Raw genomic sequence first — 25,205 nt, 5'->3', positions numbered from 1 at the left:
TGGAGTATTCTAATGCGCGTTGACGCAAAGTCGACGAGAGACTTGGGGGACATCAACAATAATGATCGAGTGCTACGCATACACCAGCCGAGCCCTGCCCGATCTTGATCCGGTGGCGCTCTCGAAAATCATCGTGCATTCCCGCGGTTTCAACGAAAGCTGTGGCATCACCGGCTTGCTGCTATACGACGGTACTACCTTCTATCAGTACATCGAAGGGCCCGCCGAGCCGTTGGCAGATGCCCGCCAGCGCATCGAAGCGTCGCGTCACCATTCGTCCATCCAGGTGTTGCTCGACGGCACGCCCCGCCAGCCGGGCGCGTTCTCAACGTGGAGTCTCGGCTATCTGATGCTCGACGAGCCAGCCCACGCACTGCATGCTTTCGTCATGCCCGCCGACCATGCCCAACTCGTGGGCGCCTTCAACGTGCTGGCGGAACAGGCCGACGTGATGTGACGTCGGGCCGCGGGTACGGTCACAGGCACACTAACTGAGCTTGAAAACAACAACGCCGGGCCACCCTGAGGGACCCGGCGTTTTGCATTCGCCGTCCGGCGTTTTCGCGCCGCAAGCGTGACACACGTCACGCCCACGACGGCATCATTACTGCTCGATCTGACGGTTCCAGCGCTGATCCCACTGCGCGCGACGCTGGTTGATGGCATCCCAATCGACCGTCTTGATGTTCTTCGTCAGGTCATCGAGCTTGCCGAGGCGCGTCTGCATCGTCGCGGGCACGGTAGCCTTCGGGTTCGTCGGGATGTACGCACCGGCGGCAGCGGCCAGCGACTGGCCCTTGGCCGACAGCAGATACTGCGCAAGCTTCTGCGCCATCGCGTTGTCCGGGCTGTTCTTCACCACACAAAGGTCGACGAGCAACTGCACCGCGCCTTCCTTCGGCGCGACGTAGCCGACCTGAATGCCCTTGTCCTGAAGATCGCTCACGGCCGTCGGCGTCAACGGGAAGATCGCGGCTTCGCCCGTCTGGATCATCTCCGAGAGCTTGGCCGAGTTCGGGATGTACTCGACCACGTTCGGGCCGACTGTCGACGCCCACTTCGTGAAGCCCGGCTCGACGTTCGTCTCGCTTCCCCCCCAGATGCGGTTCAGTGCGAGAAAGCCATGCAGGCCGAACGTGCTGCTCGACGCCGACTGGAACACCACCTTGCCCTTGAACTTCGGATCGGCGAAGTCGGTCCAGGAGGTCGGCGTGGCCCAGCCCTTCTCCTTGAACAGCTTGGTGTTGTAGCCGATCCCGGTCATGCCCAGTTGCACGCCAGCGCCCATGTCGTCCTTCACGCGCGCGGACGGCAGCAGTTCCTTGAGCACGGGCGAATCGTCGAGCTTCTGGCACACGCCCATGCTGATGGCGCGCGCCATCACGCCGTCGTCGAGAAACACGACGTGCATTTGCGGGCTGTTACGGTTGGCAAGCAGCTTGGCCAGCACGTCCGACGACGTGCCCGGCACCACCACGACCTTCACGTTATTGGCCTTCTCGAACTCCGGGAAGACCTGGCTCGTGTAAGCCTTTTCCATCGGGCCGCCATTCATGCCGATGTAGAGCGTTTTGGACTGCGACCAGGCTGCGCTGCTCGCGCCCAATGCCAGCGCCGCAGCGCACATGACGACCTTCTTAGACAGCTTCATCGTGGTTCTCCTTGCGTTTCCAGGGTGTTAGGAATGTTGTTTGGGACGGACTCTGAACGTGGGGGATGCGTTGGGTTCCTCAGACTTCGGCGTGCGTGGTCGTGACTGCGGCAAAGCGGTCGACGGCGAAGGCATCGATCGGCGTGGCCGTCTCGCCTTGCGTCACCAGATCGGCCAGCACTTCACCCACGCCAGGCGCGAGCAGAAAACCGCCGCCCGAGAAGCCGAACGCGTGCACCAGACGCGGTGTCGTGCGGCTCATGCCGATGATCGGGTTGTCGTCGGGCGTCTCGCCTTCCACACCGCTCCACGTGCGAATCAGCAGCGCATTGCGCAGCGCAGGCAGCAGCGCGCACGCTTCGCGCATGACGGCGCGCGTGGTGTCGGCCGACGGCTGAGCGTATTCGCCGTCGCCTGTGCCGCGTCCACCGCCGATCACGCAGTTGCCGCGCTCGACCTGTCGCGCATACACGCCGCCGCCGTACACGCCGAGGTTGTGTCCGACAAACTTGGGCAACGGCTCCGTCACCCACATGTTCGGGTAGATGGCATGCATCGGCACACGCTCGCCGAAGGTGCCTGCAATGTGATTCGCCCACGCGCCGGAGGTATTGAGCAACCAGTCGCAACTCACGTGCAGTTCGTCGCCGGTTTCCGGTTTCGCCGTCAGTTGGAAACGCACACCGTCGTGCGTGACCGACGTAATCGGGGTGCGCTCACGTACGTCCGCACCCAAGGCGCGGGCGGCACGTGCGAAGGCCGGGGACACCAGACGCGGATTCGCGTGACCGTCGCTCATGCACAGCGAACCGCCGACGGCACCATCCCCCAGCCACGGGAAGCGCTCGCGAAACGCCGCGCCGCGAAACACCGTCGTGGACAAGCCGTAGTTCTGTGCCATGGCCGACCACGCGTCGAGGGGTTCGAGATCGCTCTCGCGACGCGCGAGACGCAGGTGGCCCGAGCGGACGAATTCGCCGTCGATGCCGATCAGCTCCGGCAACCGATCCCAGATCCGACGCGCCCGCATGGCGAGCGGCAACTGCACTTCCGGACGGCCCTGACAGCGCACGCCACCATAGTTCACGCCACTGGCCTGCGCGCCGCAATAGCGCCGCTCGAACAGTGCGACTTTCAGACCGCGCTCGGCCAAAGCCCGTGCGGCCGAGGCACCGACCAGTCCGCCACCGGCGACGACCACGTCGTAATGCAGCGCCTCACTCATCGCGCGCCTCCTCGGGAATGGCGGCGACGTTTTCGTCGAATAACATCGGAGCAATCGGAATCGGTTTGATCGGCGCCTGCGCACGCAGCCGCCCCACTTGCGCATACGTCTGCCCGCTGGCGTCGGCCAGCACATGACAGGCCGCTTCGCCGCACATGCGCCCCTGACAGCGGCCCATGCCCACGCGGGTCAGCGCCTTCAGGCGGTTGATTTCGGTGACGCCGTCCTGACGAACGCACTCGCGCAACGTGCCTGCACTGACCTCCTCGCAACGGCAGACGAGCATGTCGTCGGGCCATCGGGCGGCAGGGTCTTTCGGCAGCGCAAACGCCTGTTCGATGCCTTCGCGAAAACGACGGATGCTCGCGAGCTTGCGCTCGATGGTCGCTGCGTCCGGTGCGTCCAGTAAGTCCGGTATGGACGGGGCAGCGACGCCAAGGTCTTCGAGCAACGCCAGTGCCGCGCGACGGCCAGCGAGTTCGGCGGCGTCTGCCCCCGCGATGCCCGCGCCGTCGCCTGCGAGATAGATACCGGGTTGCGAGCTGCGTCCGGCGGCGTCGCGCTCGGGCAGCCAGCATCGATTGAGATCGTCGAACACGAAGCGACACCCCGCGAGATCGGCCAGTTGCGTCTCCGGTCGCAGACCGAACCCCAGACCGATGGCGTTGCATTCCACGCTCGACTCGCGACCGTTGTGCTGCCAGCGAATCGCGCGCACACCGGCCGTGCCGCCGATGCCTTCGAGCGTCACGCCGTACTCCACTCGCACGCCGCGCGCACGCAGCCATCCCAGGTAATAGACGCCCTTGGCAAACGTCGACGGCTGACTCAGCAGACGCGGCGCAGCCTTCGCCTGCTCCACAAACGGGCTGGTATCGAGCACCGCGACGACATTCGCGCCAGCCTTCACATATTGGTACGCCACGAGATACAGCAGCGGCCCGGTACCCGCGAACACAACGCGCTCACCAATCGCACAGCCCTGCGCCTTGAGCGCGACCTGTGCGCCGCCGAGCGTGTACACACCCGGCAGCGTCCAGCCCGGCACCGGCAGCACGCGGTCGGTCGCACCGCTGGCAATGATCAGATGCGTGAACGGGACAGGCGCTTCACGTCCGCCGTGCATGGTGTGCAAACGTTGAGGATCGCACGCCCACACGAGCGTCTCGGGCCGGTAATCGACTTGCGGCACAAGCGCCGCCATCGTGTTGTGTACGGCATCGGCCTTCGCCGCTTCGAAGCCATACAGCGCCTGCTTGCTGCGTGCAAAACCAGCACCTTGCGGCGGCTGACGGTAGATCTGACCACCCCAGCGAATGTTCTCGTCGAGCACAATCGGACGCACGCCCGCAGCGACCAGCGTTTGCGCGGCACGAATGCCCGCCGGGCCTGCGCCCACGATCACGACGTTGGCGACGTTGCGCACGTTGGTGCCGCCGGAATTCACGGTGCGCTCAGCCATGCGAGCCTCCGTGGACTTCGTTCGCATCAGGCGCGCGTGTGACGATGCGCATGCCCGCCTGTATCGTCGTCGAGCAGGCGCGCAGGCGCGTGAGTTGGGCGTCGCCACCGTCGGCGCTCACCGTTTCGCAACGCACCCAGCAGTCCTGGCACGCACCTATCATGCAGAAACCGGCGCGTGGCGCGCCGCTGAATTCGCTGATGCGCACGTGCCGTTGATGCGTGAGGATGGCGGTAAGCAACGTGTCACCGGCGAGCGCCTGCACCGGTTCGCCGTCGATATAGAACGTCACTGACGCACGGCCGGTCTCGGCCAGACGCGTCAACTGCGCATGGCAAGCCGACGAGCCAGACGCGCGCACGTCTTGAGGAGTTTGGGAGGAGCTGGACATAAGAGTCGTCGTGGAGCGCGCGTTCAGTGCTGACCGATGAGAATGCGATTCAGACCGTAGATACGGTCGAGCAACAGCATCGCGCCGAGCGTGACGGCAATGACGAGCGCCGAGACGGATGCCATCATTGGGTCAATAGACTCGGTGGCGTACATATACATACGGACCGGCAGCGTGACGGTTTGCGGCGCGGTGAGGAAGACCGACATCGTCAGTTCGTCGAAACTGTTGATGAACGCGAGCAACCAGCCACCGGTAATGCCCGGCAGAATCATTGGCATGGTCACGCGGCGGAATGTCGTCCACGATCCGGCACCGAGCGAGGCCGCCGCATTCTCGACGCTTCGATCCAGTCCGCTGATCGAGGCAAGCACGAGACGCATGATGAATGGCGTGACGACAATCATGTGCGCGAAGATGAGCGCGCCGAACGAGCCTGTCACACCGAGCATGGCGAAAAAGCGCAGCAGCGCGATACCGAGCACGAGGCCCGGAATCACCAGCGGCGAGAGCAACAGACCGTTGAGAAAGTTGCGCCCCGGGAAGCGCGAACGGCCGATCGCGAGCGCCGCGGGCAACGCGATCGCGAGCGAGAGCGTGGCCGAGATGAACGCCAGCTTCAGGCTGGCGAAGAACGACGCGATGAAGTCGGGATAGTCGAGAATCGCCCTGAACCAGCGCAGCGAGATGCCACGCGTGGGCAGCGAGAGCGTCTGCTCCGGCGTGAACGCGACCAGCACCACGATGATCATCGGGGCGAGAACGAAGAGGATGACGAGCGCGTGGAACGCGAGCGCCAGGGGACTGTTTTTACGCATGATGGCGAGTGAGTTCTGTTCTGCTTCAGTTCGGCAATAGCGTTGGCCTTAGCCCATGCTGCGCGAGTAACGGCGGTCGAGCAGGCGGTAGTACGTCAGCATCACGATCAGGTTCGCCACCAGCAGCAACACGGCGATGGTCGCGCCCAGCGGCCAGTTCAGCGAGCTGAGGAACTGGTCGTAGACCGCGGTGGCGGCCACTTTGAGACGGCGTCCTCCCAGCAGGCTCGGGATCGCGAAAGCGCTCGCCGACAAGCCGAACACCATCAGGCTGCCCGACAGAATGCCCGGCACCAGTTGCGGCAGCACGATGCGGCGCAGCGTGGTCGCTTGCGACGCCATGAGCGAGAGCGCTGCGTTTTCCGTCTGCGGATCGAGGCGTTGCAGCGACGTCCACACCGGAATCACCATGAACGGCAGCATCACGTGCGCCAGCGCCACGACGATGGCGAAGTTGGTGTATTCCATCTTGAACGGCCCCATGCCGACCAGCCCGAACGCCTGATTGATCAGGCCGCCCGAACTGAGCAACATGCTCCAGCCGAACGCGCGCACCACGATGGACACGAGCAGCGGCGAGAGAATGATCAGCAGGAACAGCGAGCGCCACGGGTCGCCCATGCGTGAGAGCACGTAGGCTTCGAACGTCCCCACCACGGCGCAGATCGCGGTGACCGTGAGCGAGATGCCGAACGTGCGCAGGAAGATCGTGTGGAAGTACGAGTCGAACAGCACTTCCTTGTAGTTCTCGAACTGGAACGCGGCAATCGGACCGCTTGCCGGATCGAACTGATAGAACGTGAGCGCGAGCGTCATGAGCAAGGGAATCAGCACCAGCGCCACGAACAACAGCATGGCGGGCGCACTCATCACCCACATCGGCAGATAGGCGCTCCACGGCGCGCGCGCGACCGGCGCGGCGTCCGTACGCGGAACTTGCAGCGTCTCAGCCATTCGAGCACGCTCCTGCGGAAACGAAACGCACCGCCTCCGGCTGCCAATCCAGACCGACCGGCGCCCCTTCGCTCAACGGCTCGCCGCCTTCGTTCTGGCAGCACACGAGCACCTCGCCCAACGCGCTGTCGACGCGGTAGAGCCATTGGCTGCCGAGGAAGAAGCGGCTCGTCACCGTCGCCGACAGACGGCCCGTCGACGGCGCGCACAAGCGCACCTTCTCCGGACGCAGACACATGGTGATGGCGTCGCCCACCGCCATGCCCCGGTCGCGCGGCGCGAGGTCCGCGAGTGCCGCACGTTGCGTGAGTTGCGCGCCCAACTCGATATGCAGATGCTCGCCGTCGCGCGCGGCCACGCGACCGTCGAGCATGTTCGCCTTGCCGATGAACTGCGAAACGAACGGCGTTTCCGGGCGCTCGTACGCGCGGTACGGCGTGTCGACCTGCGTGATGCGCCCGGCTTCCATGACCACGACGCGATCACTGATCGACAGCGCTTCGGATTGGTCGTGCGTCACCATGATGGTGGTCGTGCCGATCTTGCGCTGGATCGAGCGCAGCTCGAACTGCATGTCTTCGCGCAGCTTGGCGTCGAGGTTGGACATCGGTTCGTCGAGCAGCAGCACCGGCGGCGCGATCACCACGGCGCGGGCGATGGCCACGCGCTGACGCTGGCCGCCCGAGAGCTCACGCGGGAAGCGATGGCCGAGCGCTTCGAGCCGCACGAGCGCGAGCGCCTCGCGAATGCGGTCCTTGCGTTCCGACTTGTCGACGCCCCGCATCTCCAGACCGAATCCGACGTTATCCGCCACGGTCATGTGCGGGAACAGCGCGTAGCTCTGGAACACGATGCCCAGACCGCGCTTGTTCGGCCGCATGTTCGTGATGTCGCGCCCGTCGAGCGTAATGCGCCCGGTCGTGGCTTCGACGAAGCCCGCGATCATCTGCAACGTGGTGGTCTTGCCGCAGCCCGACGGGCCGAGCAGCGAGACGAACTCGCCTTTCTCCACCGAGAGATTGACGTTCGAGACGGCGTTCAGCTCGCCAAACGTCTTGGAAACATCCGTCAAAGTCAGAAAAGACATGGTCACTACCTTCGGACGCTCGCGCGTCGCATGAAATGCAATTGCATCGAACAGTAGCGAGCCAAATTGCATGTCGCAAGATAACGATTCCATGAAATGAGATAAATTTTCAGATTATTTCGTTTGACGGAATGTTTCACGGATGGACAAACCTTTTCGTTTCGCGTCACCGTCTCGGGATAATCCCTAACTTAAGCTGAATATTGGTTGTTTTTGCGGGTTTCGACGCATCGCGCCAGTTTTCAAGTCGTGTCGGCTTACGCTAGTATTTCATTTGACGGAATATTCGAGACCCTGATGACCACCTCCGATTCACCCCGCCCAACGGCAAACTCGTCTGCGGAATCCGCCGGCGCGGGCATATTGCAACGCACGTTTGCCGTCATCCGCGCCCTCGGTGAGGCCAAGCCCGAAGGCGAGCGCGTCACTCACATTGCCAAAGCCGTCGGCCTGAGTCAGGCGACGGTGCACCGTATTCTTCACGCGCTCATCGCCGAGCAGGTCGTGGAGCAGGACGAGTCGTCCAAGCTGTACCGGCTGAGCATCGATTTCTTCGCGATGGCCGCGCAGGCGGGCAACCCGAGCGGCATGCGCACGTTGTGCCGTCCGTCGCTGCTGCGGTTGTGCGCGAGTCTCGGCGACACCATCTTTCTACTGGTGCGCAGCAGCTTCGATGCCGTGTGCCTCGACATGTGCGAAGGCCCCTTCCCGATCCGTTCGTTCACCGGCGACATCGGCGGACGTGTGGCACTGGGCGTGGGTCAGGGCAGTCTGGCAATTCTGGCGTTCCTGCCTGAGGCCGAACGTGAGGAGATCATCCGCTTTAACGTGCCGCGACTGCGGGGATACGGCGTGCTCGACGAGGTGTATCTGCGCACGGAGATCGAGCGGGTGCGTCAGTTGGGCTATGCCGGGAGCAACAGCGGTGTGCTCGACGGCATGGCCGGGGTCGCCGTGCCGGTGTTCGACCGTATGGGGCATGCCGTGGCAGCGCTGAGCGTGGGCACGCTGGCCGCACGGCTGTCGCAGGACCGACTGCCGATGGTAGTGGAACTGTTGCGGCGTCAGGCCGAGCTGATCGGCCCGCAGACGAATCCGTTCGACGTCGCGATGCGCCGCCCGATGCACGGCCTCACGCGTGCGCTCACGACGGAGCCGCTGGCTTAACGTTTGGCGCACGGGTAGCGCACGGGTGGCATCGACGACGGAATCCGTCCTTTTAATGGCCGAAAATGGCCAGCATTTCATGCAAGGGACTGCGAGAATCGCGAGCGGGCCCGGCCCCCTTCCCCTTCTTTCTTATCCCATCGGCCGCGGCCTTCAGTGGAGAGCAGACATGGCATCAGGCGAACACGAGTACCGCGTCAACGTGGAATGGATCGGCAATCAGGGCAGCGGCACATCGGGCTATCGCGCGTACGGGCGCAATCACGAGATTCGCGTCGCCGGCAAACCCACGATCCCCGGCTCGGCGGACCCGGCCTTTCGCGGCGATGCGGCGCGCTGGAATCCGGAAGATTTGCTCGTCGCGTCGGCAAGCGCCTGTCACAAGCTCTGGTATCTGCACCTGTGCGCCGACGCCGGGATTGTCGTCGAACGGTATGAGGACAATGCCGTCGGCACGATGCTAGACACGCCCACCGAAGGACGCTTCACCCGCATCGTCCTGCGTCCGCACGTGACGATTCGCGCGGGTGGCGACGTCGCGCTCGCCGAACATCTGCATCACGCCGCACATGAGAAGTGCTACATCGCCAACTCGGTCAATTTCCCGATCGAATGCGAAGCGGTCATCGAGACGGTCGAGGTTTGACACATCGATTGACCGGTGCGTGACGGCTTGATATGATCGGTTCACTTTGAAAACGCCCTCCCGGTTCGCCGGGAGGGCGTTTCGTTTTGGTTCCACTCACAACATTGGAACCAAGACATGACTATTTCCCCAGAACACTTCGAACACATCGCCGCTGCTGGCAACCTCCTCGGCCATGCACGATACGGCGACGGCCCCACGCCCGTGCTCGTCATGCACGACTGGCTCGGCGATCACACCAGCTTTAACGCGACAATGTCCTGGCTTGACGGCCGCACGTTCACCTACGTCTTCGTCGACCTGCGCGGTTACGGACTCTCCACCGATTTGACCGGCGATTACACAGTGGACGAAATCGCCACCGATTGCCTCAGGCTCGCCAATCACCTCGGCTGGTCGCGCTTTCACGTGATCGGTCATTCGATGACGGGAATGGTGACGCAGCGTCTGGCCGTCGATGCGCCGTCGCGCATTGCGAGCGCCATCGCCGTATGTCCGGTGTCGGCGGCCGGAAACCGGTTGAATCCCGAGGCCCTCGCCTTCTTCTCAAGCACCACGAACGACGACGACGCCCTGCGACGATTGTTCAAGTTCGTGAGCGGCGGGCTATCCGACGTTTGGGTGGATCGCAAGGTCACACAGAACCGCACCACGGTCTCACCGGCCTGCCGCGCGCGATACCTCGATATGCTGGTGACAACGGATTTCGCCGCAGAAGTTCAGGGGGCTGAAGGGGTTGACACCCCGTTTCTGGTAATCGTCGGCGATAAGGATCCCGGAATCGATGCGGCCGCGATGACGCAAACCTTTCTCGCGTGGCATTCCAACGCAACGCTGGAAGTCATGCCGAATTGCGGGCACTACCCGATGCAGGCGTGTCCGCCGTATTTCGCGACCGTGATCGAGGCCTTCCTCACGCATCACAGCGTCTGATCCCGGCGGTCTGAGGTCATTCGTCCAGCAACGCCATGAGCGTCATGGCGTTGCGCTGGCCCTGATCCTCATAGTTGTTGTTGAACACGACGTACACGCGCGCAACGACTTTCGCGATCACGCGGATCGGATCGACCAGCGCCGCCAGCTCCGCTTCGCGATAGTCGTAGTTGAAACGCTCGGACGCAGCCGTGCTGTCGCGCACGTTCCACGTCTGCTGATTGCGTCCGTGCAGACGCACGACCGCCGCGAGTGGCGACGTCGTCGCCCAGATTTGGGGGATGCTGTTCGTGAAGCCCTGCGGCTCGTCCACCGTCGTGTTGACCCAGCCCATCTCGCGCAACCACGCCAGTGTCTTGTCGCAGCGCTCGCCGTCGAACCATCCGCGATGCCGGAATTCGGCCGCGATGCCGTAACCGGTCATGCGTTGTGCGCAGGCTTCGACATGCGCGCGGCTGGATTTGTCGCCTGTCAGCCACGGCGGAAACTGGAAGTGGACCAGACCGAGCTTCCCTGCCTCGCGTAAGGGCTCGATAGCCTCCAGATAGCGCCGCCAGATCTCGTCGATCAACTCGTTCGGCAGGTCCTTGTAGTAGACGTTCGCGCGCGGCCCCGGCGGCAGCGCCGACTGGAGATCCTTGGGCAACGCGATGCGCGGGGTCTGGTGGCCCGTGAGCAGACGGAAGGCCTTGATATTGAAGACGAACGCGTCCGGGGTGCGCTCGACCCACAGCCGCGCATTGGATCCCGAAGGCATCGCGTAGTAACTACTGTCGACCTCGACCATCGGAAACTGGCTGGCATAGAAGCGCAGACGTGCTTCGGCAGACGTATGTCCCGGTGGATAAAACCGTTTGCAGGCGATCAGCGATTTGTCTGTCCACGACGCCGTACCGACATAGACCTTGCCCATCCCGGAGCCTCCCATTGGCGCGACATCGGCCGCGCGTCAGCCGGTTTGCCGTCCCGACATTGCGGTAGCTTTCGCACAAGTATAGGCGCGTGCCAAGGCGTCATGACGGCGCTGCGTTCGACGCAAACTGCTCGGCGACACAACGCCTGGAGCACGGGGACTGGAATGGGACGAACGCGTGAAATACTGCATGCACATCTGATCCGGCACGCGCTCCCCGCGGCGTGCCGTTTATACGGCCCGCAGCTGACCCTGCGGGCCGCCTTTTTCGGATGGCATGCCGCGCGCTATCATGGTCCGCCATCAACATGCGGCCCCACAACGGATCGCCGCCTGCACGGACCTCTTGCCATGACCGAACGTCTGCCCGTCGAACTTCCCAAAGCCTACCGTCTGCTCAACCACGGCCCGACCGTTCTCGTGGGAAGCGCGCACGACGGGCGTCGCAACGTCATGGCCGCGGCGTGGTCCATGCCGCTCGACTTCTCGCCGCCGAAGGTCGCCGTCGTCATCGACCGCAATACGCTCACGCGCGAACTGGTCGAAGCCTCGGGCGAGTTCTCGCTGAATGTGCCCGCGCGCCTGATCGCGCGTGAAACGCTGGCGGTCGGCTCGGTGTCCGGACGTGACACCGATAAGTTCGCCGAAGGCACCGGCGTGACGGCCTTCACCGGCTCGCACATCGCCGCACCGCTCATCGACGGCTGCCTCGCATGGCTCGAATGCCGGGTGATTCCCGAACCGCACAACCAGGATCGCTACGACCTGTTCCTCGGCGAAGTCGTGGCGGCGTGGGCCGATCCGCGTGCGTTTCGCGACGGACACTGGCAGTTCGAACCCGGCACGTCGCGCAGCCTGCATTACATCGCCGGTGGCAACTTCTTCGAGACCGGCGAAGCCTTCGAAGTCAAACCCGGCAATTAGCCCGACACTTCTCTCCGACAACCCGCCATGAGCCACACCTTGCCGCCGCGCCGTACGACCGACAGCACCGATAGTCTCTACAGCAGCGACCGCCTCGCACAGACCGCGCACGCCTTGTGGCGCACGAGTGGCTCGGGCGGCATGGGCTGCGGGGTGGACAGGGTCGACGTCGTGGATGCGGACGCGGGTGCGGAGGCCATCGCGTCGCCCTATTTGCCAAGTAGCCCCGGGCGGGGCAGAATTGACAGCGTTGCGGATGTCTTCGATCGTGAGTGCACATGGCTCCACGCCCGTTCCGCCGTAACATCTGAATCACCTGCGAAGTCTGCGTCGAGTCCATCGCCTTTTGTGGCTTTTGCACCCGGCGCGTCGCTCGCATCTGCTACGCGCTTCGAGCATCACGAGTCGTTCGAACCTTTCCTGCAGTTGCCGAACTCGCGGCCCGAACCATCTCCGTCAACGGCACTGCTGTCGTCCACCCGCTGGGCCCTGCCCACCCGTCGCGACATGACTGCATCCGGCCACGATTCCTCCGACGCAAACGATCTCAACGACGCCCGCGCCCGTCTCCTGCGCTCGACTGGCTCGCCAATTGGACGCACCGCCAGTGTGGGCCTTGACGAGGCAGAGCGCCTTGCTGCACTGCGCCGTTACGAGATTCTCGACACACCGCCCGAACCCGCCTTCGACCGTATTGTGCGGCTCGCTTCCCACGTGCTGGGCGCGCCGATCTCGCTCGTCTCCCTGATCGACGAATCGCGCCAGTGGTTCAAGGCGCGCCGGGGTATCGATGCCTCACAAACGCCGCGCTCGATGGCTTTCTGCGCCCACGCCATTCTCAGCGACGACGTGCTCGTCGTGCCCGACGCGCGCGCCGACCGGCGCTTCGCCGATAATCCCCTCGTGACTGGCGACCCGAACATCCGTTTCTACGCGGGCGCACCGCTGCGCACGCCGGAAGGGCACCGACTGGGCACGCTTTGCGTGATCGACCGCCGTCCGCGCGATCTCGACGACGAGAAGCGCGGCTTACTGGCGGATCTGTCCTCTCTTGTGGTGGACGAACTCGAACTGCGCCGCGTGAACCGGGTACTCGGCGACATGGCGATGCGCGACGGCCTGACCGGCCTGCTCAACCGCCGGGCCTTTCTCATGCAGGCCGACCGGCTGTTCGCCGTCGCGCGCGCGCAGCAGCGCCGCCTGTCCGTGCTGATGCTCGACATCGATCACTTCAAGGGGATCAACGACACCTGGGGGCATGCCATTGGCGACAGGGTGATCGTCGAGTTGACGCTGGTGTTGCGGGCTGCGCTGCGCAAGAGTACTGTGATCGGCCGTTTGGGCGGCGAGGAGTTCGCCGTGCTGCTGCCCGAGACCGATGCTCAGCGTGCTTTGCAGGCGGCGGAGCGCATGCTCGTCGCGATCAACGGCGCGAGCGTACCGGGCCCGAATGGGAACGCGCCGGTGCGCTTTTCTGCCAGCATCGGTGTCGCCAGCCTCGGCCCGGACGACGCCGATTTCAGTACCCTGCTGCAACGTGCCGACCGCGCGCTTTATGCGGCCAAGCAAGGCGGCCGCAATCGCGTGGCCGTGCTGTGATGTCCAACCCTCGTCGACCGGTCTCGACGAATCCCGACTGAAGATATTCAACACCACCGCAATGGGTAAGAGCCGACTAGAAGCATTCAGCGATGGCGTGATCGCCATCATCATCACGATCATGGTGCTGGAGATGAAAGCACCGCACGGCAGCGAACTGACGGACCTGCTGCCGGTCGCGCCGACGTTTCTCACTTACATCCTCAGCTATGTCTATGTCGGCCTGTACTGGAACAACCACCATCATCTTTTCCAGGTAGTCCAGAAGGTGTCCGGCGGCGTTCTGTGGGCTAACCTGCACCTGCTGTTCTGGCTGTCGCTGATCCCGTTTGTGACGCACTGGCTCGGAGAGAACCACTTCACCGCGTGGCCGACAGCGCTCTACGGTGTGGTGCTGTTCATGGCGGCCATTGCCCACTACATTCTGTCGCGAACCCTGCTCGCCGTGCATGACGGCGGCAACAAGAAGCTGGCCGACGCCCTCGGTCGCGACTACAAGGGCAAGCTGTCGGTGGTGGTCTACGCGGTAGCCATCGGGCTGGCGTTCGTGGTGCCCGCAGTCTCGCTGGCGCTGTATGCGCTCATGGCCGCCGTGTGGCTGATCCCGGACCGCCGCATCGAACACGTAATCGAGAGGTGACCTCCTTGACACGGTGCGCGGCGGCAGTCGACGCGCACTGGGTTTTTCCGTAGTATCCGCACCACTATGCAAAACGTAACTTTTGAACTGACGGGCGAATTCGTCGCCCTGAACGACCTGCTCAAACTCACCGGCGTCGTCGATTCCGGCGGCGCGGGCAAAGTCATGGTGGCCAACGGCGCGGTCCGTGTCGACGGCCAGATCGAGACCCGCAAGACGTGCAAGATCCGTGCGGGCCAGACGGTCGCTGTCGATGGCGTGCGTATCCGGGTGAAGGCGGCTTAAGATGCACTGAGGGCGGCCTGCGAGGATCCCTCGGGTCTCGCCGAATCGCCCGGCCGCCGGTCGTCCGCCTTCGTTGTTCGCTTTTGCGCTCATTCTCGACTCATCGACGGTTTTACCCTCGAATCTACGACTTCCCGGCACGGCGCCGTCGCGTGACGCCCTCCCGGTTTCTCCCACGTGAGCCTGCCCCTGCAGGTCGCTATACTTGAAAGCGATTTTGGCGTGTCAGCCCCAGTCACCCCCGACAATGATTGCAGGACGTCCGAGGAGGCCCTTGCGATGGTCGTGCCCGGTTCACCGTCCGTCACAGGCGCCACACCGGCACCGGGACGCGAAGCGCTGCTCGAAGCTCTCGACCGGTCGCTGGGCACGCTTACGCTCACGCCGGACGGCCTCATCGCCGACGTCAACGACAAATTCCTCGGTGTCTTCGGGTACACACGCGATCAACTGATCGGCAAGCCGCACGCCATACTGTGCAACCCGGCCGACCCGACGTGCGGCGACGCCTTCGCGCAAGTGCTCTCCACACTGCGCTCGCATACCGATCAGGTCCGCCGCCTCCGCCACGACGGCAGCACCGTCTGGCTCGAAGCCACCTACAACCCCATCTTCGACGACGACGGCAAGCTCACCTGTGTGATCAAGCTGGCGGTCGATGTGACGGCCCGCGTGGCGCGTCAGGCCGCCGACGATGCGCGTTTACATTTGCTCTCGCTCGGCGTCGACGAGACGGACAACGCCGTCCTCATCACTGACGCCCAGCGCCGCGTCTGTTACGTGAACGCCGGCTTCACCCGCATGCTCGGCTACGCGGCGAGCGAGGTCGTCGGCCAGTCGGTGCACGCCTCGTCCACTGAGAGCCCGATGGACGAATTCGCGAGCGGCGCAGCGGCGATCGAGGTCAAACAAGCCCTCTCCGGGTGCCTCGTCTCCGCCCACGACAGCCGCAGTTGCCATTGCGAAGTGCTGGTGCGCACCGCGCAGCGCCAACCGCTGTGGGTCTCCGTCGTGACGAACCCGATTCTCGACGCACAGGGCAAGCTCGTGAACGCGGTGGTGCTGTTCACGGACATCACGCAATCGAAGATTCAGGAAGTGCTGCAACACAAGGCGCTGGCCGCGATGGTGCGCGATGCACCGCTCGTCGAAGTGCTGACTCTCATATGCCGCGAACTGGAGCAGATCGCGCCCGAAGTCATGGCCTCGGTCGTGCGGGTGGATGCCGAAGGCAAGCTGCGGCCGCAAGCCGGACCCAGTCTGCCCGCGCAATATCACCAGACCATCGATGGCATCGCCATCGGCCCGAGCGTAGGCACGTGCGGGACAGCGGCATTTCTGGCGCGGCCGGTGATCGTGACCGACATCGCCAACGATCCGCGCTGGGCCGAATATCGCGAGATGGCGACCGAGTTCGGGCTGGCGGCCTCGTGGGCGATGCCGATCATCGCGAACGACGGCCGGGTGCTCGGCGTGCTCGCGTTCTACTACCGCACTACACGCGGCCCGGACGCCTTGCACGAGCGGCTGGTCGATGTCTGCGTGCATCTGTGCAAACTCGCCTTCGAGCGCGACGAATCGCGCACACGCATCCGTCAACTGGCGTTCTCCGACAGCCTGACCGGGCTACCCAATCGCAGCATGCTCGGCGTGCTCGCCGCACAGGCCATCGCGAGTGCGGCAGAGCTGAACACGCGTATGGCGGTCATCTTCATCGATCTGGATCGTTTCAAGCAGATCAACGATTCGCTCGGCCATCAGGCAGGCGACGTACTGCTACGCACGATTGCCCAGCGCCTGCGCCGTTCGCTGCGTGGCGCGGATATCGTGGCGCGGCTCTCGGGCGACGAGTTCGTCGCCGTGCTCACCGAATGCGATCCCGAACGGCTCGACATCGCGATCGAGCGCATGCGCACGGCACTCACCGCTCCGTGTCAGGTTGACGGCGTAACGCTCGTGCCGTCAGGCAGCTTCGGCATCAGCCTGTATCCGAACCACGGACGGGAATTCGACATCCTGCTGCAACGCGCGGACATGGCGATGTATCAGGCGAAGATGACGAGCCCGGGGAGCGTGCGTTTTTACCACGAGGACATGAACGTCCACGCGCAGGAACGGCTGGAGCTTGAGACCGCCATGCGCGACGCGCTGCGTCTGGGCAAGCTGCAGTTGTTCTACCAGCCGCAGATCAATCTGCTCGACGAGTCGGTGTATGGTGCGGAAGCGCTCACCCGCTGGACGCACCCGCAGTACGGCGAGGTGCCGCCGTCGCGCTTCATCGCGCTGGCAGAGGAATGCGGCCTGATTGGCGAGCTGGGCACGTGGACGCTACGCGAATCGTGCCGTCAACTGGCCGACTGGCGACGACGCGATGTCGGTATCGGCAATGTGTCGGTCAACCTGTCGCCGACCAATTTCCACGATCACGATCTGCCGCGCACGATTGCCGAAGCGCTGGCCGATCACGAACTACCGCCGTCGTGCCTGGCCATCGAAATCACGGAAAGCGTGCTGATGGATCACAACCCCAGCACGCTGCGCATCATCGAGGAAGTCCACAACCTGGGCGTGCGACTATCGATGGACGACTTCGGCACCGGGTATTCGAGTCTCGGCTATCTGCGCCGACTGCCGGTTTCGGAACTGAAACTCGACCGCAGCTTCGTGCACGACATTGCGCGCGACGAAACGGTACGTGCGCTGACCAATGCGATCATCAGCATCGGTCGCAACCTGCATCTCACGGTGGTGGCCGAAGGGGTGGAAGACGAAGCCCAGCGCGACTTGCTGGTCGCGCAGGGCTATCGCGTGGCGCAGGGGTATCTGTTCTCCCCCGCGCTGAGTGCTGGCGATCTGGAACGCTGGCTCGAACGCTGGTCCGCTCAGCGACGCTCGCCCGACCCTGTTCAATCCTGAATCAAGGCGCCAGCCCCAATTCCATCTGATGCAGCGCCGTCTCGATGGCCTGGCTCTGCTCGCCGTTGAGCGCATCGGCCGCCACACTCGTCGCGCGGCGATAGATCATCTCGCCGTAGATGTTCGCCAACACGCGCGCTGCCGGACACAGCGACAGGTTGCTGTCCGCGGCCTGATGACTGGTCCAGTAGTTGATCGCCTGCTCGATGTCGGCGATGGAATAGTTGGCTTTCATGAGATGTCGTGTCTCGCCGTGGAGTGGAATACTGTAATTATATACAGTATTCGAGAAGTCGGAGAATGGCCCTATCCCGGACCCGTTGACGTCAATTCTCAGGTGCACGTTTCGGAACTGCAACACTTGATGCCCGCATCGGATGTCGTGCCGCTTGCGCACGCCAACAATCCACGCAAAATCATCCACTTAGCAACTCCGGCACGATATTGGCTTAAGGCAGAGGAAACGCCGCGCAACGTCCCCACCGTTCGCAAAGCGCCCCTTCACGATTGCCCCGACGGAGCCCATCATGCCGCCGAGACACGTCACACCCTGCACGCGCATTCGTCCGCCTGGTGGTTGCCCGCCGAATCACGACGGATGGCGTCGTCCGGACATGCTCCGATGGCTCACGCTGCTGGCGATCGGTCTGCTGGCCACGATGGCCGCCCCGCACGTCCATGCGCAATCGATGCCACCGTCCACCGCGAAACCCACCGATCCGTTTCACCAGCCGTGCGTGGCGGTCCGAGCGTTGCCGGACGCGGCAGTACGTGACGTTTCCGGCGCCACGAGGGCCTTCATCTTCACCTCGCGCGTGAGCCCGCCGACCAAACAGTACGTCGATCTGGATGATCGCTGCGCGACGCCGCCAGCGTTCGCACCGACGCGCGACGTCGACTCGACCTCCGTCTGGTATGTCGACACGCCCGCTGCCGGTGCGCATGCACCGTCACATCATCCAGGGACACTGACCTTGCACGGCGTGACGTCCTGAGCGACGGGCCGCCGCGTTTGTTATGCTGCGACTTTCACGCGCCGGTTGTGCACGTAGCCGTCGTGCTTCCTGATTCTCCCAAAACGCAATGTCCGCCAAGATTCCCGAGCCCCAGAAGACCTCCGCCAACGCCACGGGTAACGCCCGTAACAAACCGGCAGCCGATGTGTCGCCGCCCCCGCCGGGCGCCATTCCGCTGGCCTGGATCGGCCTGCTGGCGGCGGCTGCCTGGGTGCTCAAGAGCCCCAATCCCACCTGGGGTGTCGGCGTACTGTGCCTGTGCGCCGGACTGATCTCCTCATTCGGCGCTCGTCGTCGCGGACGCGCGCCGTGGCCCGCCTTCTTTACGGGATTGCTGCCGGTCGGCGTCGCGCTGTTCTTTGCGCTGCTCATGCTTCGTCCGCTGCTGCGGTAACCGTTCACGTGCGGGTCACGGCAATGACGCCTGCCGAGATCCGTATCGTCCCCCTTGAGTTACCCACAACTTCTGTGGATAACCCACTGGATAACCTGACACCACCCTCTCAAAACGCCCGTCGTTACACGCTGTCAAGAGGATTGCCCGTTTCGGCATCAGCATTGGACAAATTTTTTACGCTTGACGTTTTGCGCCGCTTCTGTGCGGAAACGTCACGGGTTTGACATGCGATCAGACGGCGTCGCCCCCTCGGGTCGCGGCGTGAGTAACGAAGGCACCCGCAACAGTCGCAGAGGGTTCGCAGCCCCGGTGAATCGGCCTATGATGGAGTCATGCGACGCATCGCAATGCATCTTTTCAGTGACTTTTGGGGAGAACGTCTCGTATGACCCAATCCGACAAGCCGTCCGTGAACGCTACGTCCGCCGATGCCAACGCCCGCCAGACCGGGCAACCCGACCCCGTCGGGGGCCCCGTGACCGAAGCCGAGCGCGTGCATCTGGATGAGCTGCTGGCACACCACTCGGTCACCGAAACCGTCGACCGTGCCTCCGTCATCGATCTGATCAAGCGCCTGCGCGAACCGGACGTCCAAACATCCGAGGACCGTGACCGTGTGGTCAAGGAAAGCCGCTTGTGGAAGGAAGTGTCGCACCGCGACACCGCCATGTCCCTGCTGAACTCGCTGGCGCAGATGGCCCCCATCTTCCTCAACCAGATTCACTGGTAACGCCTGCTGCGTCGGCCCTTCGCCGGCGCATGCCCCTTCTGCATCCGCTCGCCCGGCATCGGTCGACGGCCAACGCGTCGACTATCCCGATGCTTTCCGATTGATTTAGATTAAGTTCGTGCGCACACGCGCGCGCCCGAGCGGGACGTTGTCGCGCGCGTGCCTTACAATGCGGGTCGCGCACGTTTTCCCTGTTGACCCAAGATCATGACCACCACGCTGGACACCCCGACTGAATTCAAGAGCTGGATCTGCCTGATTTGCGGCTGGATTTACAACGAAGCCGAAGGCGCACCGGACGACGGCCTCGCCCCCGGCACCCGCTGGGCTGATGTGCCCGCCGACTGGCGCTGCCCGGAATGTGACGTGTCCAAAGAAGACTTCGCGCTGTCGGAGTTCTGAAGCCGAAAGCCCGGTCGCTGCGCCAGGCGGCAACCGGGTCATCCGACTGGGGAGACGGTGCAACACTCGCCGTTTTAATGCATCGCTACGGCTTTAGTGATGCCATCCCCATCCACGGCCCCAACCGCGGCCATGCCAGCCACGGTAGTAGCCCCCGCCGTAATACCCACCCACGCCCACCGTCACGACCGGTGCGGGTGCGACCGCGTGACCCGGCGCGTAGTAGCCCGGGGCATAAGCGTATCCGTTGTCATATGCGCCGCCATATGCGGGCGCGCCATACGGCACCGCCACGCAACCTCCCAGCAACATGGCGACGGCAGCGCCGCCTGCCAACATCAGTCTGCGTTTCACGTTGATCTCTCCCGCACGAATCGATGGAATCCGGTGCGACGGCGACCGATGCCGTCGATTCTGCGTCGATCCCGATCGCACCTGCTTGATTCATTAGACAGGAGAGTTCCCGCGAAATGCGGAATGCGTGCACGCTCTTTGGTTACCAAACGTGACATTGGTAACGACGGCGAAATCCAGCGGATGCGATGCACGTAGGGATGCCGTCGTCGCGACATCCGGATTGAATGACCCGCACTGAGCGCTTTGCGCGGATCAGAACACCCAGCAACGGTCACGCCCGGCGCGCTTGGCGCGATACAACGCCATGTCTGCGCGCTCGACCATATTCATCGGTGAATCCGAGTCCTGCCACTCTGTAATACCGAAGCTCGCGGAGAATTGCAGCGGCGGCTCGCTCCCTTCGACCGATTCACGCTTGCAACGCTCGCGAATCCGGTCGGCCACACGCAGCGCATCGCGTTCACTCGCGCCCGGCAGCAGGATGGCGAATTCCTCACCGCCGATGCGTCCGATCAGATCGTCGCCACGCAACGTCGAAGAACACACCAGCACGAAACGGCACAGCACCTGGTCGCCAATGGCATGTCCATAGGTGTCGTTGATCGTCTTGAAGTGGTCGAGGTCGGCGACGATGAGGCTCATCGGCTCGTTCTTGCGTTGGGCGGCTTCCAGCAATTGCTCGAAGCGATGAAAGAAGTAACGACGGGTCAGGCTGCCCGTGAGTTCGTCGTAGCTGGCCTCAAAAGCCAGTTGGTTGTTCGCCGCGCGCAATTCCTCGTTCGATTGACGCATCTCACGGTGCTGCGTCCGCTCGCGCCAATACGTCCAGACGACCAGCGCCACGATGATCGCGCCCCCCAGATACAGCAGGAAGCACAATGCCAGGTCCTTGGCATGCTGACGCGTGAGCGCATCCCACGCATCGACGCCTTCCACCGCATAGACGATCAGATCGTTACTCGCACTCGGGCGCGACGAAATCACGAAAGGCTTGCGCAGATCGTTGAACTCCGACATCCGGTCCAGCAATTCCTGCGGCACCCAGGCGTTCGAGCGGCCCGGCGCACGTTTGAATTGCGAAATCGGCATGGGTGCGAAGTCGTTGCGCTGATAAAGCGCCTGCCGCTCGGTGTCGGAGAGCGAGCCGAGCTTGCCGTCGATCATGAAGCTGTTTTCGAAGCGCGGGTCGTTGGCCATGATGACGACGCCGTTGCCGTCGGTCACGAACGATTCGCCGCTGCCGACCCAGTGGCGCAGACGGGTGAGACCAATCTTGGTCATGACCACGCCGATCAGCAATCCGTCACGGTACATCGGTGCGCTGAAATAAAGACCCGGCGCCTGGTGTTCCCAACCCGATGCGTAGCGCTCGAAACGATCGCCGAGCAGCGCGTTCGTGACATAAGGCATGTCGGCCACAGATCCGCCGAGCGGTGACGGGACGTCCCGGTAGTTGCTGGCCGCGACACACACGCCGCTCGCGTCGATAACCCACACGCGGTCGACGCCAAAGTAGCTTTGTGCGCCGCGCAGGAATTCGTTCGCGCGCTCCACGACGTCCGCCGCAGCCGGCTTGCCTCCCGCTGCGGGCACGACCTCGCGCAGCAAGTCGACATCGGCCAGCGTCGAGGGAATCGCGCGCACCATCGACAAATCCGTGTTGATGGCATGCACCATCCCGTCGGCGACGCGATCGGCCACGATTTGCCCGGCGTCGACGCTTTGCGCAAGCTTATCGCCCACCAGCGACGTGGCAGTGCGATCCGCCGCAACCCAGCAGGCGACCAGCACGCCGACCGAGACGCAGGCGGCATAAAGCCAATGCCTTATCCTCATCCGAAAATCAAACGCTCGTTCTAATATTTTTCACTTATTACGTTGGCAAAGTACCCGCTTCAATTGGAATCGCGCTTCTGTCACTTCCCCGGACAGAACTTCTGGTCGCGACCGGCATTCGTTGTGCCAGCGAATTCCCGCCAATTCTGGTCTGCGCGTCAAACTCTTTCCCTCGTTTCCGACCCTCGGCTTGTCGCGCCCCGCGCCTTCGGATCCCTGCTGCCACGCCATTGTCTACCCCAACAATGGCGGGCCGTTGACAGCCCGCGCTCCCTCCCCCGGTCTACTGCCGGTTGGGGCGTACGGCCATCCGTTCATGCGTTTCGGAATCACCGCGAGAACCCGGTGATTCTATAGTACTCCGACGATCCTGCCGTACGAAAACCTTCTGATCGTCGATATATTATGTATAGCTATTTAACCTATTAACTATCTCGTTTTGGTGTTTCTCATTTACCTCGTCTTTATTGGCAAATACCGAACCGGGCAATTAGCAAATCCAGCTGTTCGATTTCCACCGGTCGAGAAAACAAATAGCCTTGCGCACTGAGCGGGACAAAATGACGAAGCCAATCGAGCTGACGCTCGTTTTCCACACCTTCGACAATCAGATCGATGCCCAGCGAACGCGCAATATTGACGATGTTCGAAATCATGAGACACGACCGTGACGAATCGGGAATCGATTCGACAAACGATCGGTCGACCTTGAGCGTATCGACGGGGAAGCGCGTCAGATAGGACAACGACGAGTAACCCGTGCCGAAATCGTCCAACGCAATGCGCAAACCCGCACGTTTGAACTGCTCGATCTTCATTTCTACAAGCGCCGGGTTCTTCACCATCACCGATTCGGTGATTTCCAGTTCCAGGCGATGGGGCTCGATTGCGTACTCTTTCACTAGACGCTCAACGAGTTCGCCGATGTCGCCTCGCCAAAACTGCACGGACGAGACATTCACGGCCAGTCGCAGCGACCCCATCGGCGTACCTCGCCAAGCCACGAGCTGGCGACAGGCTTGCGTGAGCGCGAACTCGCCGATGGCCACGATCTGCCCGGTCGTCTCTGCCAGCGGGATGAACTCGCCCGCGCTGAGAATGCCGCGCTCCGGATGACGCCAGCGAATGAGCGCTTCCATGCCGCAGATGCAATCGCTGCCCAGCGAGATGATCGGCTGATAGGCGAGGAAAAACTCGCCATTGGCCAGCGCCTGCTCCATCTGACGCTCCCACACGACAAGCTGGTGCGCCTGATGCGTCATTTGTTGCGAATAGACCCGCACGACACTCTTGCCCGCCTCTTTCGCGGCATACATGGCCAGATCCGCTTTCTTGATGAGATCCGACTCGGTCTCTTCGGGCTTCGACCAGAACGTCACGCCGATGCTGGCGTGCAACGCGAACGACGTGCCATCAGCCACCATGGGCGACTTGAGCGCGGCCAGCAGCGTCTCACCCAGCGGCTCAGCCTGATCGGGCGCACCCTCGCCTTCGAGCAGCACCATGAACTCGTCGCCCGCGAAGCGCGCGAGCATTGCTCCGGCGGGCATGCGCGGAATGAACCGCTCCGAGACCTGTCGGATGATTGCGTCGCCCTGCGAATGACCGAGCGTGTCGTTCACGCTCTTGAAGTTATCGAGATCGATGTGCAAAAGTGCGACCTTGCCCAGCTGATCAGGTGCGGACAATGCCCGACGCAGCGACTCCATCAGCGCGTAACGATTCGGCAGGCCGGTCAGCGCGTCGTATGAAATCAGGCGTGTGAGCTGCTGGTCACGGCCGATCAGACGCTGCATCAGATACGCAATGAGCGCGAAGAAGACGACAAGCGCCACGGAGATAAACGTCGCCATGGTCAGATAGACGCGTTTCACGTGACGATATTCGGACAACTCCTCGTCGAGCGACAACCCGACCTGCACGGCCAGCGGATAGTCACGCAAATGCCGATACGCGACGACGCGCTCGACGCCGTCGATTGGGTCGCGCTGCACGCCGGAAGTCCGTTGCTCTGCCGCGAACGGCGGCAACTCGCCAGTGCCGGTGACGGCAACGCCCGCCCCGGTACTACGCGCGAGGAGTGCGCCGTCGTCGGCAATCACGGCGATCTGACCGTACTGCCCGAGCACCGCATTCGTGTAGAAGTCGGAAGTAAAGTAGCTCGGCTCCTGCGAGACCACCACGACGCCGGCGAAGGACCCATCAGAATGATTCAGGCGTCGGCTGAACTGGAGTACCCACTTGCGGGACACACGCCCGAATACCGGATGGCTGATGTAGAGGCCGTCACTCTCGTCGTCGAGATGCACGCGAAAATGCTCGCGATCTGCAATGCTCACGCCCGCACCGCCCGGCATCGTGGCGGCGACCACGTTACCGCTCGCGTCCGTCACACTCACGAGCACCATGAAGCGTTCGACGACAATGCCGTCGGTCAGCGTCTGCTTCAGATCGAAGTCGCCGCGATGGCGCTCATACTCGTATTTCACGAAGCGGGTGATCTGGTCGACCTGACGAATCGCACGCAGCGTTTGTTGTTCGAGGGCGGTCGAGACGGTCGAGGCGGACGCCGCCGTGTCGCGCAGGATGGCTTTGTGCTCGATGGAGATGCGCCAGAGCACCGCCGTCCATAGAAGGACAAGGATCAGAAAACCGAAAATCAGGATTGCGACGATAGAGCGATAGGAAGTCGCCCAACGCCCGCGTCGCGCTCCCGTCATGCTCGGTTCCGCCATAGGTCGAGATCCTTTCAGCCCTCGCGCCCCCGCGCGAAAAGGTCGGTGTTGGCCCGGTTTTCAAGAGGATCCTGAGACGCCGCTATCGGACGCCATAGTTTCCGGCAAGTGTAAGGCAATC

25 protein-coding genes are annotated in these 25,205 nt (G+C 63.2%); 13 read left to right on the top strand and 12 right to left on the bottom strand.

Features of this window, described 5'->3' with window-relative positions; all coding sequences use genetic code 11:
- Positions 1-61: 61 nt before the first annotated feature.
- Positions 62-457 (top strand): BLUF domain-containing protein, encoded by a 396-nt coding sequence (locus NA29_RS09505; RefSeq protein WP_039397751.1) that lies wholly within the window; start codon positions 62-64, stop codon positions 455-457.
- A gap of 147 nt (positions 458-604) precedes the next feature.
- Here NA29_RS09505 and NA29_RS09500 read toward each other — a convergent pair whose 3' ends face one another.
- From NA29_RS09500 to NA29_RS09470, 7 genes are all read right to left on the bottom strand, one after another.
- Positions 605-1,651 carry an ABC transporter substrate-binding protein gene (locus NA29_RS09500; RefSeq protein ID WP_039397749.1) on the bottom strand — a complete coding sequence of 349 codons (1,047 nt, stop codon included), beginning with the start codon at positions 1,649-1,651 and terminating at the stop codon, positions 605-607.
- A gap of 79 nt (positions 1,652-1,730) precedes the next feature.
- Positions 1,731-2,876 (bottom strand): NAD(P)/FAD-dependent oxidoreductase, encoded by a 1,146-nt coding sequence (locus NA29_RS09495; protein WP_039397748.1) that lies wholly within the window; start codon positions 2,874-2,876, stop codon positions 1,731-1,733.
- Positions 2,869-4,302 carry an FAD/NAD(P)-dependent oxidoreductase gene (locus NA29_RS09490; RefSeq protein ID WP_039402919.1) on the bottom strand — a complete coding sequence of 478 codons (1,434 nt, stop codon included), beginning with the start codon at positions 4,300-4,302 and terminating at the stop codon, positions 2,869-2,871. Before NA29_RS09490 ends, NA29_RS09495 begins: the two co-directional genes overlap by 8 nt.
- Before the next feature lie 28 nt (positions 4,303-4,330).
- On the bottom strand, positions 4,331-4,729 hold the full coding sequence (locus tag NA29_RS09485; RefSeq protein WP_039397746.1) for a (2Fe-2S)-binding protein: 399 nt from the start codon (positions 4,727-4,729) through the stop codon (positions 4,331-4,333).
- Between the two features lie 23 nt (positions 4,730-4,752).
- Positions 4,753-5,547 (bottom strand): ABC transporter permease, encoded by a 795-nt coding sequence (locus NA29_RS09480; RefSeq protein ID WP_039397744.1) that lies wholly within the window; start codon positions 5,545-5,547, stop codon positions 4,753-4,755.
- 48 nt (positions 5,548-5,595) lie between these two features.
- Positions 5,596-6,501, bottom strand: coding sequence for an ABC transporter permease (locus NA29_RS09475; RefSeq protein ID WP_039397742.1), 906 nt, complete (start codon positions 6,499-6,501; stop codon positions 5,596-5,598).
- Entirely contained in the window at positions 6,494-7,588 is a 1,095-nt protein-coding gene (locus NA29_RS09470; protein ID WP_039402917.1) for an ABC transporter ATP-binding protein, read from the bottom strand. The genes NA29_RS09475 and NA29_RS09470 overlap by 8 nt, the downstream gene beginning before the upstream one ends.
- 297 nt (positions 7,589-7,885) lie before the next feature.
- Between NA29_RS09470 and NA29_RS09465 the strand changes: the two genes are divergently transcribed.
- From NA29_RS09465 to NA29_RS09455, 3 genes are all read left to right on the top strand, one after another.
- Positions 7,886-8,755 (top strand): IclR family transcriptional regulator, encoded by an 870-nt coding sequence (locus NA29_RS09465; RefSeq protein WP_039397739.1) that lies wholly within the window; start codon positions 7,886-7,888, stop codon positions 8,753-8,755.
- 169 nt (positions 8,756-8,924) lie between these two features.
- The gene (locus tag NA29_RS09460; RefSeq protein WP_039397737.1) at positions 8,925-9,401 is read left to right on the top strand and encodes an OsmC family protein; all 477 of its coding nucleotides are present in this window, start codon (positions 8,925-8,927) and stop codon (positions 9,399-9,401) included.
- A 117-nt stretch (positions 9,402-9,518) separates the two neighbouring features.
- Entirely contained in the window at positions 9,519-10,334 is an 816-nt protein-coding gene (locus NA29_RS09455) for an alpha/beta fold hydrolase (RefSeq protein WP_052252737.1), read from the top strand.
- Positions 10,335-10,350: 16 nt separating this feature from the next.
- Here NA29_RS09455 and NA29_RS09450 read toward each other — a convergent pair whose 3' ends face one another.
- Complete coding sequence (locus NA29_RS09450; protein ID WP_039397735.1) at positions 10,351-11,247, bottom strand: DUF72 domain-containing protein; 897 nt, start codon at positions 11,245-11,247, stop codon at positions 10,351-10,353.
- A 351-nt stretch (positions 11,248-11,598) separates the two neighbouring features.
- On the opposite strand from NA29_RS09450, the gene NA29_RS09445 reads away from it, so the two are divergent.
- From NA29_RS09445 to NA29_RS09425, 5 genes are all read left to right on the top strand, one after another.
- On the top strand, positions 11,599-12,171 hold the full coding sequence (locus NA29_RS09445) for a flavin reductase family protein (RefSeq protein ID WP_039397733.1): 573 nt from the start codon (positions 11,599-11,601) through the stop codon (positions 12,169-12,171).
- 348 nt (positions 12,172-12,519) lie between these two features.
- Positions 12,520-13,770, top strand: coding sequence for a GGDEF domain-containing protein (locus NA29_RS09440; protein WP_224786806.1), 1,251 nt, complete (start codon positions 12,520-12,522; stop codon positions 13,768-13,770).
- 61 nt (positions 13,771-13,831) lie between these two features.
- Positions 13,832-14,410: a TMEM175 family protein gene (locus tag NA29_RS09435; protein WP_039397730.1), complete on the top strand. Its 579-nt coding sequence runs from the start codon at positions 13,832-13,834 to the stop codon at positions 14,408-14,410.
- A gap of 66 nt (positions 14,411-14,476) precedes the next feature.
- The gene (locus NA29_RS09430) at positions 14,477-14,695 is read left to right on the top strand and encodes an RNA-binding S4 domain-containing protein (protein WP_039397728.1); all 219 of its coding nucleotides are present in this window, start codon (positions 14,477-14,479) and stop codon (positions 14,693-14,695) included.
- Between the two features lie 279 nt (positions 14,696-14,974).
- A complete protein-coding gene (locus NA29_RS09425) occupies positions 14,975-17,611 on the top strand; it encodes an EAL domain-containing protein (RefSeq protein ID WP_039397726.1) in 2,637 nt (878 codons plus the stop codon).
- Between the two features lies 1 nt (position 17,612).
- Here the strand turns inward: NA29_RS09425 and NA29_RS09420 are convergent, their stop codons facing one another.
- On the bottom strand, positions 17,613-17,846 hold the full coding sequence (locus tag NA29_RS09420; RefSeq protein WP_039397724.1) for a DUF3717 domain-containing protein: 234 nt from the start codon (positions 17,844-17,846) through the stop codon (positions 17,613-17,615).
- A gap of 292 nt (positions 17,847-18,138) precedes the next feature.
- On the opposite strand from NA29_RS09420, the gene NA29_RS09415 reads away from it, so the two are divergent.
- The 4 genes from NA29_RS09415 (at position 18,139) to NA29_RS09400 (ending at position 20,156) form a co-directional block, all read left to right on the top strand.
- A complete protein-coding gene (locus NA29_RS09415; RefSeq protein WP_150777300.1) occupies positions 18,139-18,606 on the top strand; it encodes a hypothetical protein in 468 nt (155 codons plus the stop codon).
- Between the two features lie 88 nt (positions 18,607-18,694).
- Positions 18,695-19,021 carry a hypothetical protein gene (locus tag NA29_RS09410; protein WP_039397720.1) on the top strand — a complete coding sequence of 109 codons (327 nt, stop codon included), beginning with the start codon at positions 18,695-18,697 and terminating at the stop codon, positions 19,019-19,021.
- A gap of 388 nt (positions 19,022-19,409) precedes the next feature.
- Positions 19,410-19,754, top strand: coding sequence for a hypothetical protein (locus NA29_RS09405; protein ID WP_039397718.1), 345 nt, complete (start codon positions 19,410-19,412; stop codon positions 19,752-19,754).
- Between the two features lie 207 nt (positions 19,755-19,961).
- On the top strand, positions 19,962-20,156 hold the full coding sequence (locus NA29_RS09400; protein ID WP_039397716.1) for a rubredoxin: 195 nt from the start codon (positions 19,962-19,964) through the stop codon (positions 20,154-20,156).
- Between the two features lie 93 nt (positions 20,157-20,249).
- On the opposite strand, the gene NA29_RS09395 is transcribed toward NA29_RS09400, so the two are convergent.
- The 3 genes from NA29_RS09395 to NA29_RS09385 form a co-directional block, all read right to left on the bottom strand.
- Complete coding sequence (locus NA29_RS09395) at positions 20,250-20,510, bottom strand: hypothetical protein (RefSeq protein ID WP_224786807.1); 261 nt, start codon at positions 20,508-20,510, stop codon at positions 20,250-20,252.
- A 255-nt stretch (positions 20,511-20,765) separates the two neighbouring features.
- Positions 20,766-22,349: a sensor domain-containing diguanylate cyclase gene (locus NA29_RS09390; RefSeq protein WP_084103598.1), complete on the bottom strand. Its 1,584-nt coding sequence runs from the start codon at positions 22,347-22,349 to the stop codon at positions 20,766-20,768.
- A 464-nt stretch (positions 22,350-22,813) separates the two neighbouring features.
- The gene (locus tag NA29_RS09385; RefSeq protein ID WP_224786808.1) at positions 22,814-25,084 is read right to left on the bottom strand and encodes a bifunctional diguanylate cyclase/phosphodiesterase; all 2,271 of its coding nucleotides are present in this window, start codon (positions 25,082-25,084) and stop codon (positions 22,814-22,816) included.
- Between the last annotated feature and the right edge of the window lie 121 nt (positions 25,085-25,205).

This window comes from Pandoraea sputorum, assembly GCF_000814845.2.
In the GTDB taxonomy this organism is placed as follows: domain Bacteria; phylum Pseudomonadota; class Gammaproteobacteria; order Burkholderiales; family Burkholderiaceae; genus Pandoraea; species Pandoraea sputorum.
This window is presented reverse-complemented; position numbering and strand designations above follow the sequence as displayed.

What these genes read in the sequence shown, in the direction of transcription:
- NA29_RS09505 (WP_039397751.1), top strand. Translation starts at nt 62, where the DNA reads ATGATCGAGTGCTACGCATACACCAGCCGAGCCCTGCCCGATCTTGAT.
- NA29_RS09500 (WP_039397749.1), bottom strand. Translation starts at nt 1,651, where the DNA reads ATGAAGCTGTCTAAGAAGGTCGTCATGTGCGCTGCGGCGCTGGCATTG.
- NA29_RS09495 (WP_039397748.1), bottom strand. Translation starts at nt 2,876, where the DNA reads ATGAGTGAGGCGCTGCATTACGACGTGGTCGTCGCCGGTGGCGGACTG.
- NA29_RS09485 (WP_039397746.1), bottom strand. Translation starts at nt 4,729, where the DNA reads ATGTCCAGCTCCTCCCAAACTCCTCAAGACGTGCGCGCGTCTGGCTCG.
- NA29_RS09480 (WP_039397744.1), bottom strand. Translation starts at nt 5,547, where the DNA reads ATGCGTAAAAACAGTCCCCTGGCGCTCGCGTTCCACGCGCTCGTCATC.
- NA29_RS09475 (WP_039397742.1), bottom strand. Translation starts at nt 6,501, where the DNA reads ATGGCTGAGACGCTGCAAGTTCCGCGTACGGACGCCGCGCCGGTCGCG.
- NA29_RS09470 (WP_039402917.1), bottom strand. Translation starts at nt 7,588, where the DNA reads ATGTCTTTTCTGACTTTGACGGATGTTTCCAAGACGTTTGGCGAGCTG.
- NA29_RS09465 (WP_039397739.1), top strand. Translation starts at nt 7,886, where the DNA reads ATGACCACCTCCGATTCACCCCGCCCAACGGCAAACTCGTCTGCGGAA.
- NA29_RS09460 (WP_039397737.1), top strand. Translation starts at nt 8,925, where the DNA reads ATGGCATCAGGCGAACACGAGTACCGCGTCAACGTGGAATGGATCGGC.
- NA29_RS09455 (WP_052252737.1), top strand. Translation starts at nt 9,519, where the DNA reads ATGACTATTTCCCCAGAACACTTCGAACACATCGCCGCTGCTGGCAAC.
- NA29_RS09450 (WP_039397735.1), bottom strand. Translation starts at nt 11,247, where the DNA reads ATGGGCAAGGTCTATGTCGGTACGGCGTCGTGGACAGACAAATCGCTG.
- NA29_RS09445 (WP_039397733.1), top strand. Translation starts at nt 11,599, where the DNA reads ATGACCGAACGTCTGCCCGTCGAACTTCCCAAAGCCTACCGTCTGCTC.
- NA29_RS09435 (WP_039397730.1), top strand. Translation starts at nt 13,832, where the DNA reads ATGGGTAAGAGCCGACTAGAAGCATTCAGCGATGGCGTGATCGCCATC.
- NA29_RS09430 (WP_039397728.1), top strand. Translation starts at nt 14,477, where the DNA reads ATGCAAAACGTAACTTTTGAACTGACGGGCGAATTCGTCGCCCTGAAC.
- NA29_RS09425 (WP_039397726.1), top strand. Translation starts at nt 14,975, where the DNA reads ATGGTCGTGCCCGGTTCACCGTCCGTCACAGGCGCCACACCGGCACCG.
- NA29_RS09420 (WP_039397724.1), bottom strand. Translation starts at nt 17,846, where the DNA reads ATGAAAGCCAACTATTCCATCGCCGACATCGAGCAGGCGATCAACTAC.
- NA29_RS09415 (WP_150777300.1), top strand. Translation starts at nt 18,139, where the DNA reads ATGCCGCCGAGACACGTCACACCCTGCACGCGCATTCGTCCGCCTGGT.
- NA29_RS09410 (WP_039397720.1), top strand. Translation starts at nt 18,695, where the DNA reads ATGTCCGCCAAGATTCCCGAGCCCCAGAAGACCTCCGCCAACGCCACG.
- NA29_RS09405 (WP_039397718.1), top strand. Translation starts at nt 19,410, where the DNA reads ATGACCCAATCCGACAAGCCGTCCGTGAACGCTACGTCCGCCGATGCC.
- NA29_RS09400 (WP_039397716.1), top strand. Translation starts at nt 19,962, where the DNA reads ATGACCACCACGCTGGACACCCCGACTGAATTCAAGAGCTGGATCTGC.
- NA29_RS09390 (WP_084103598.1), bottom strand. Translation starts at nt 22,349, where the DNA reads ATGAGGATAAGGCATTGGCTTTATGCCGCCTGCGTCTCGGTCGGCGTG.
- NA29_RS09385 (WP_224786808.1), bottom strand. Translation starts at nt 25,084, where the DNA reads ATGGCGGAACCGAGCATGACGGGAGCGCGACGCGGGCGTTGGGCGACT.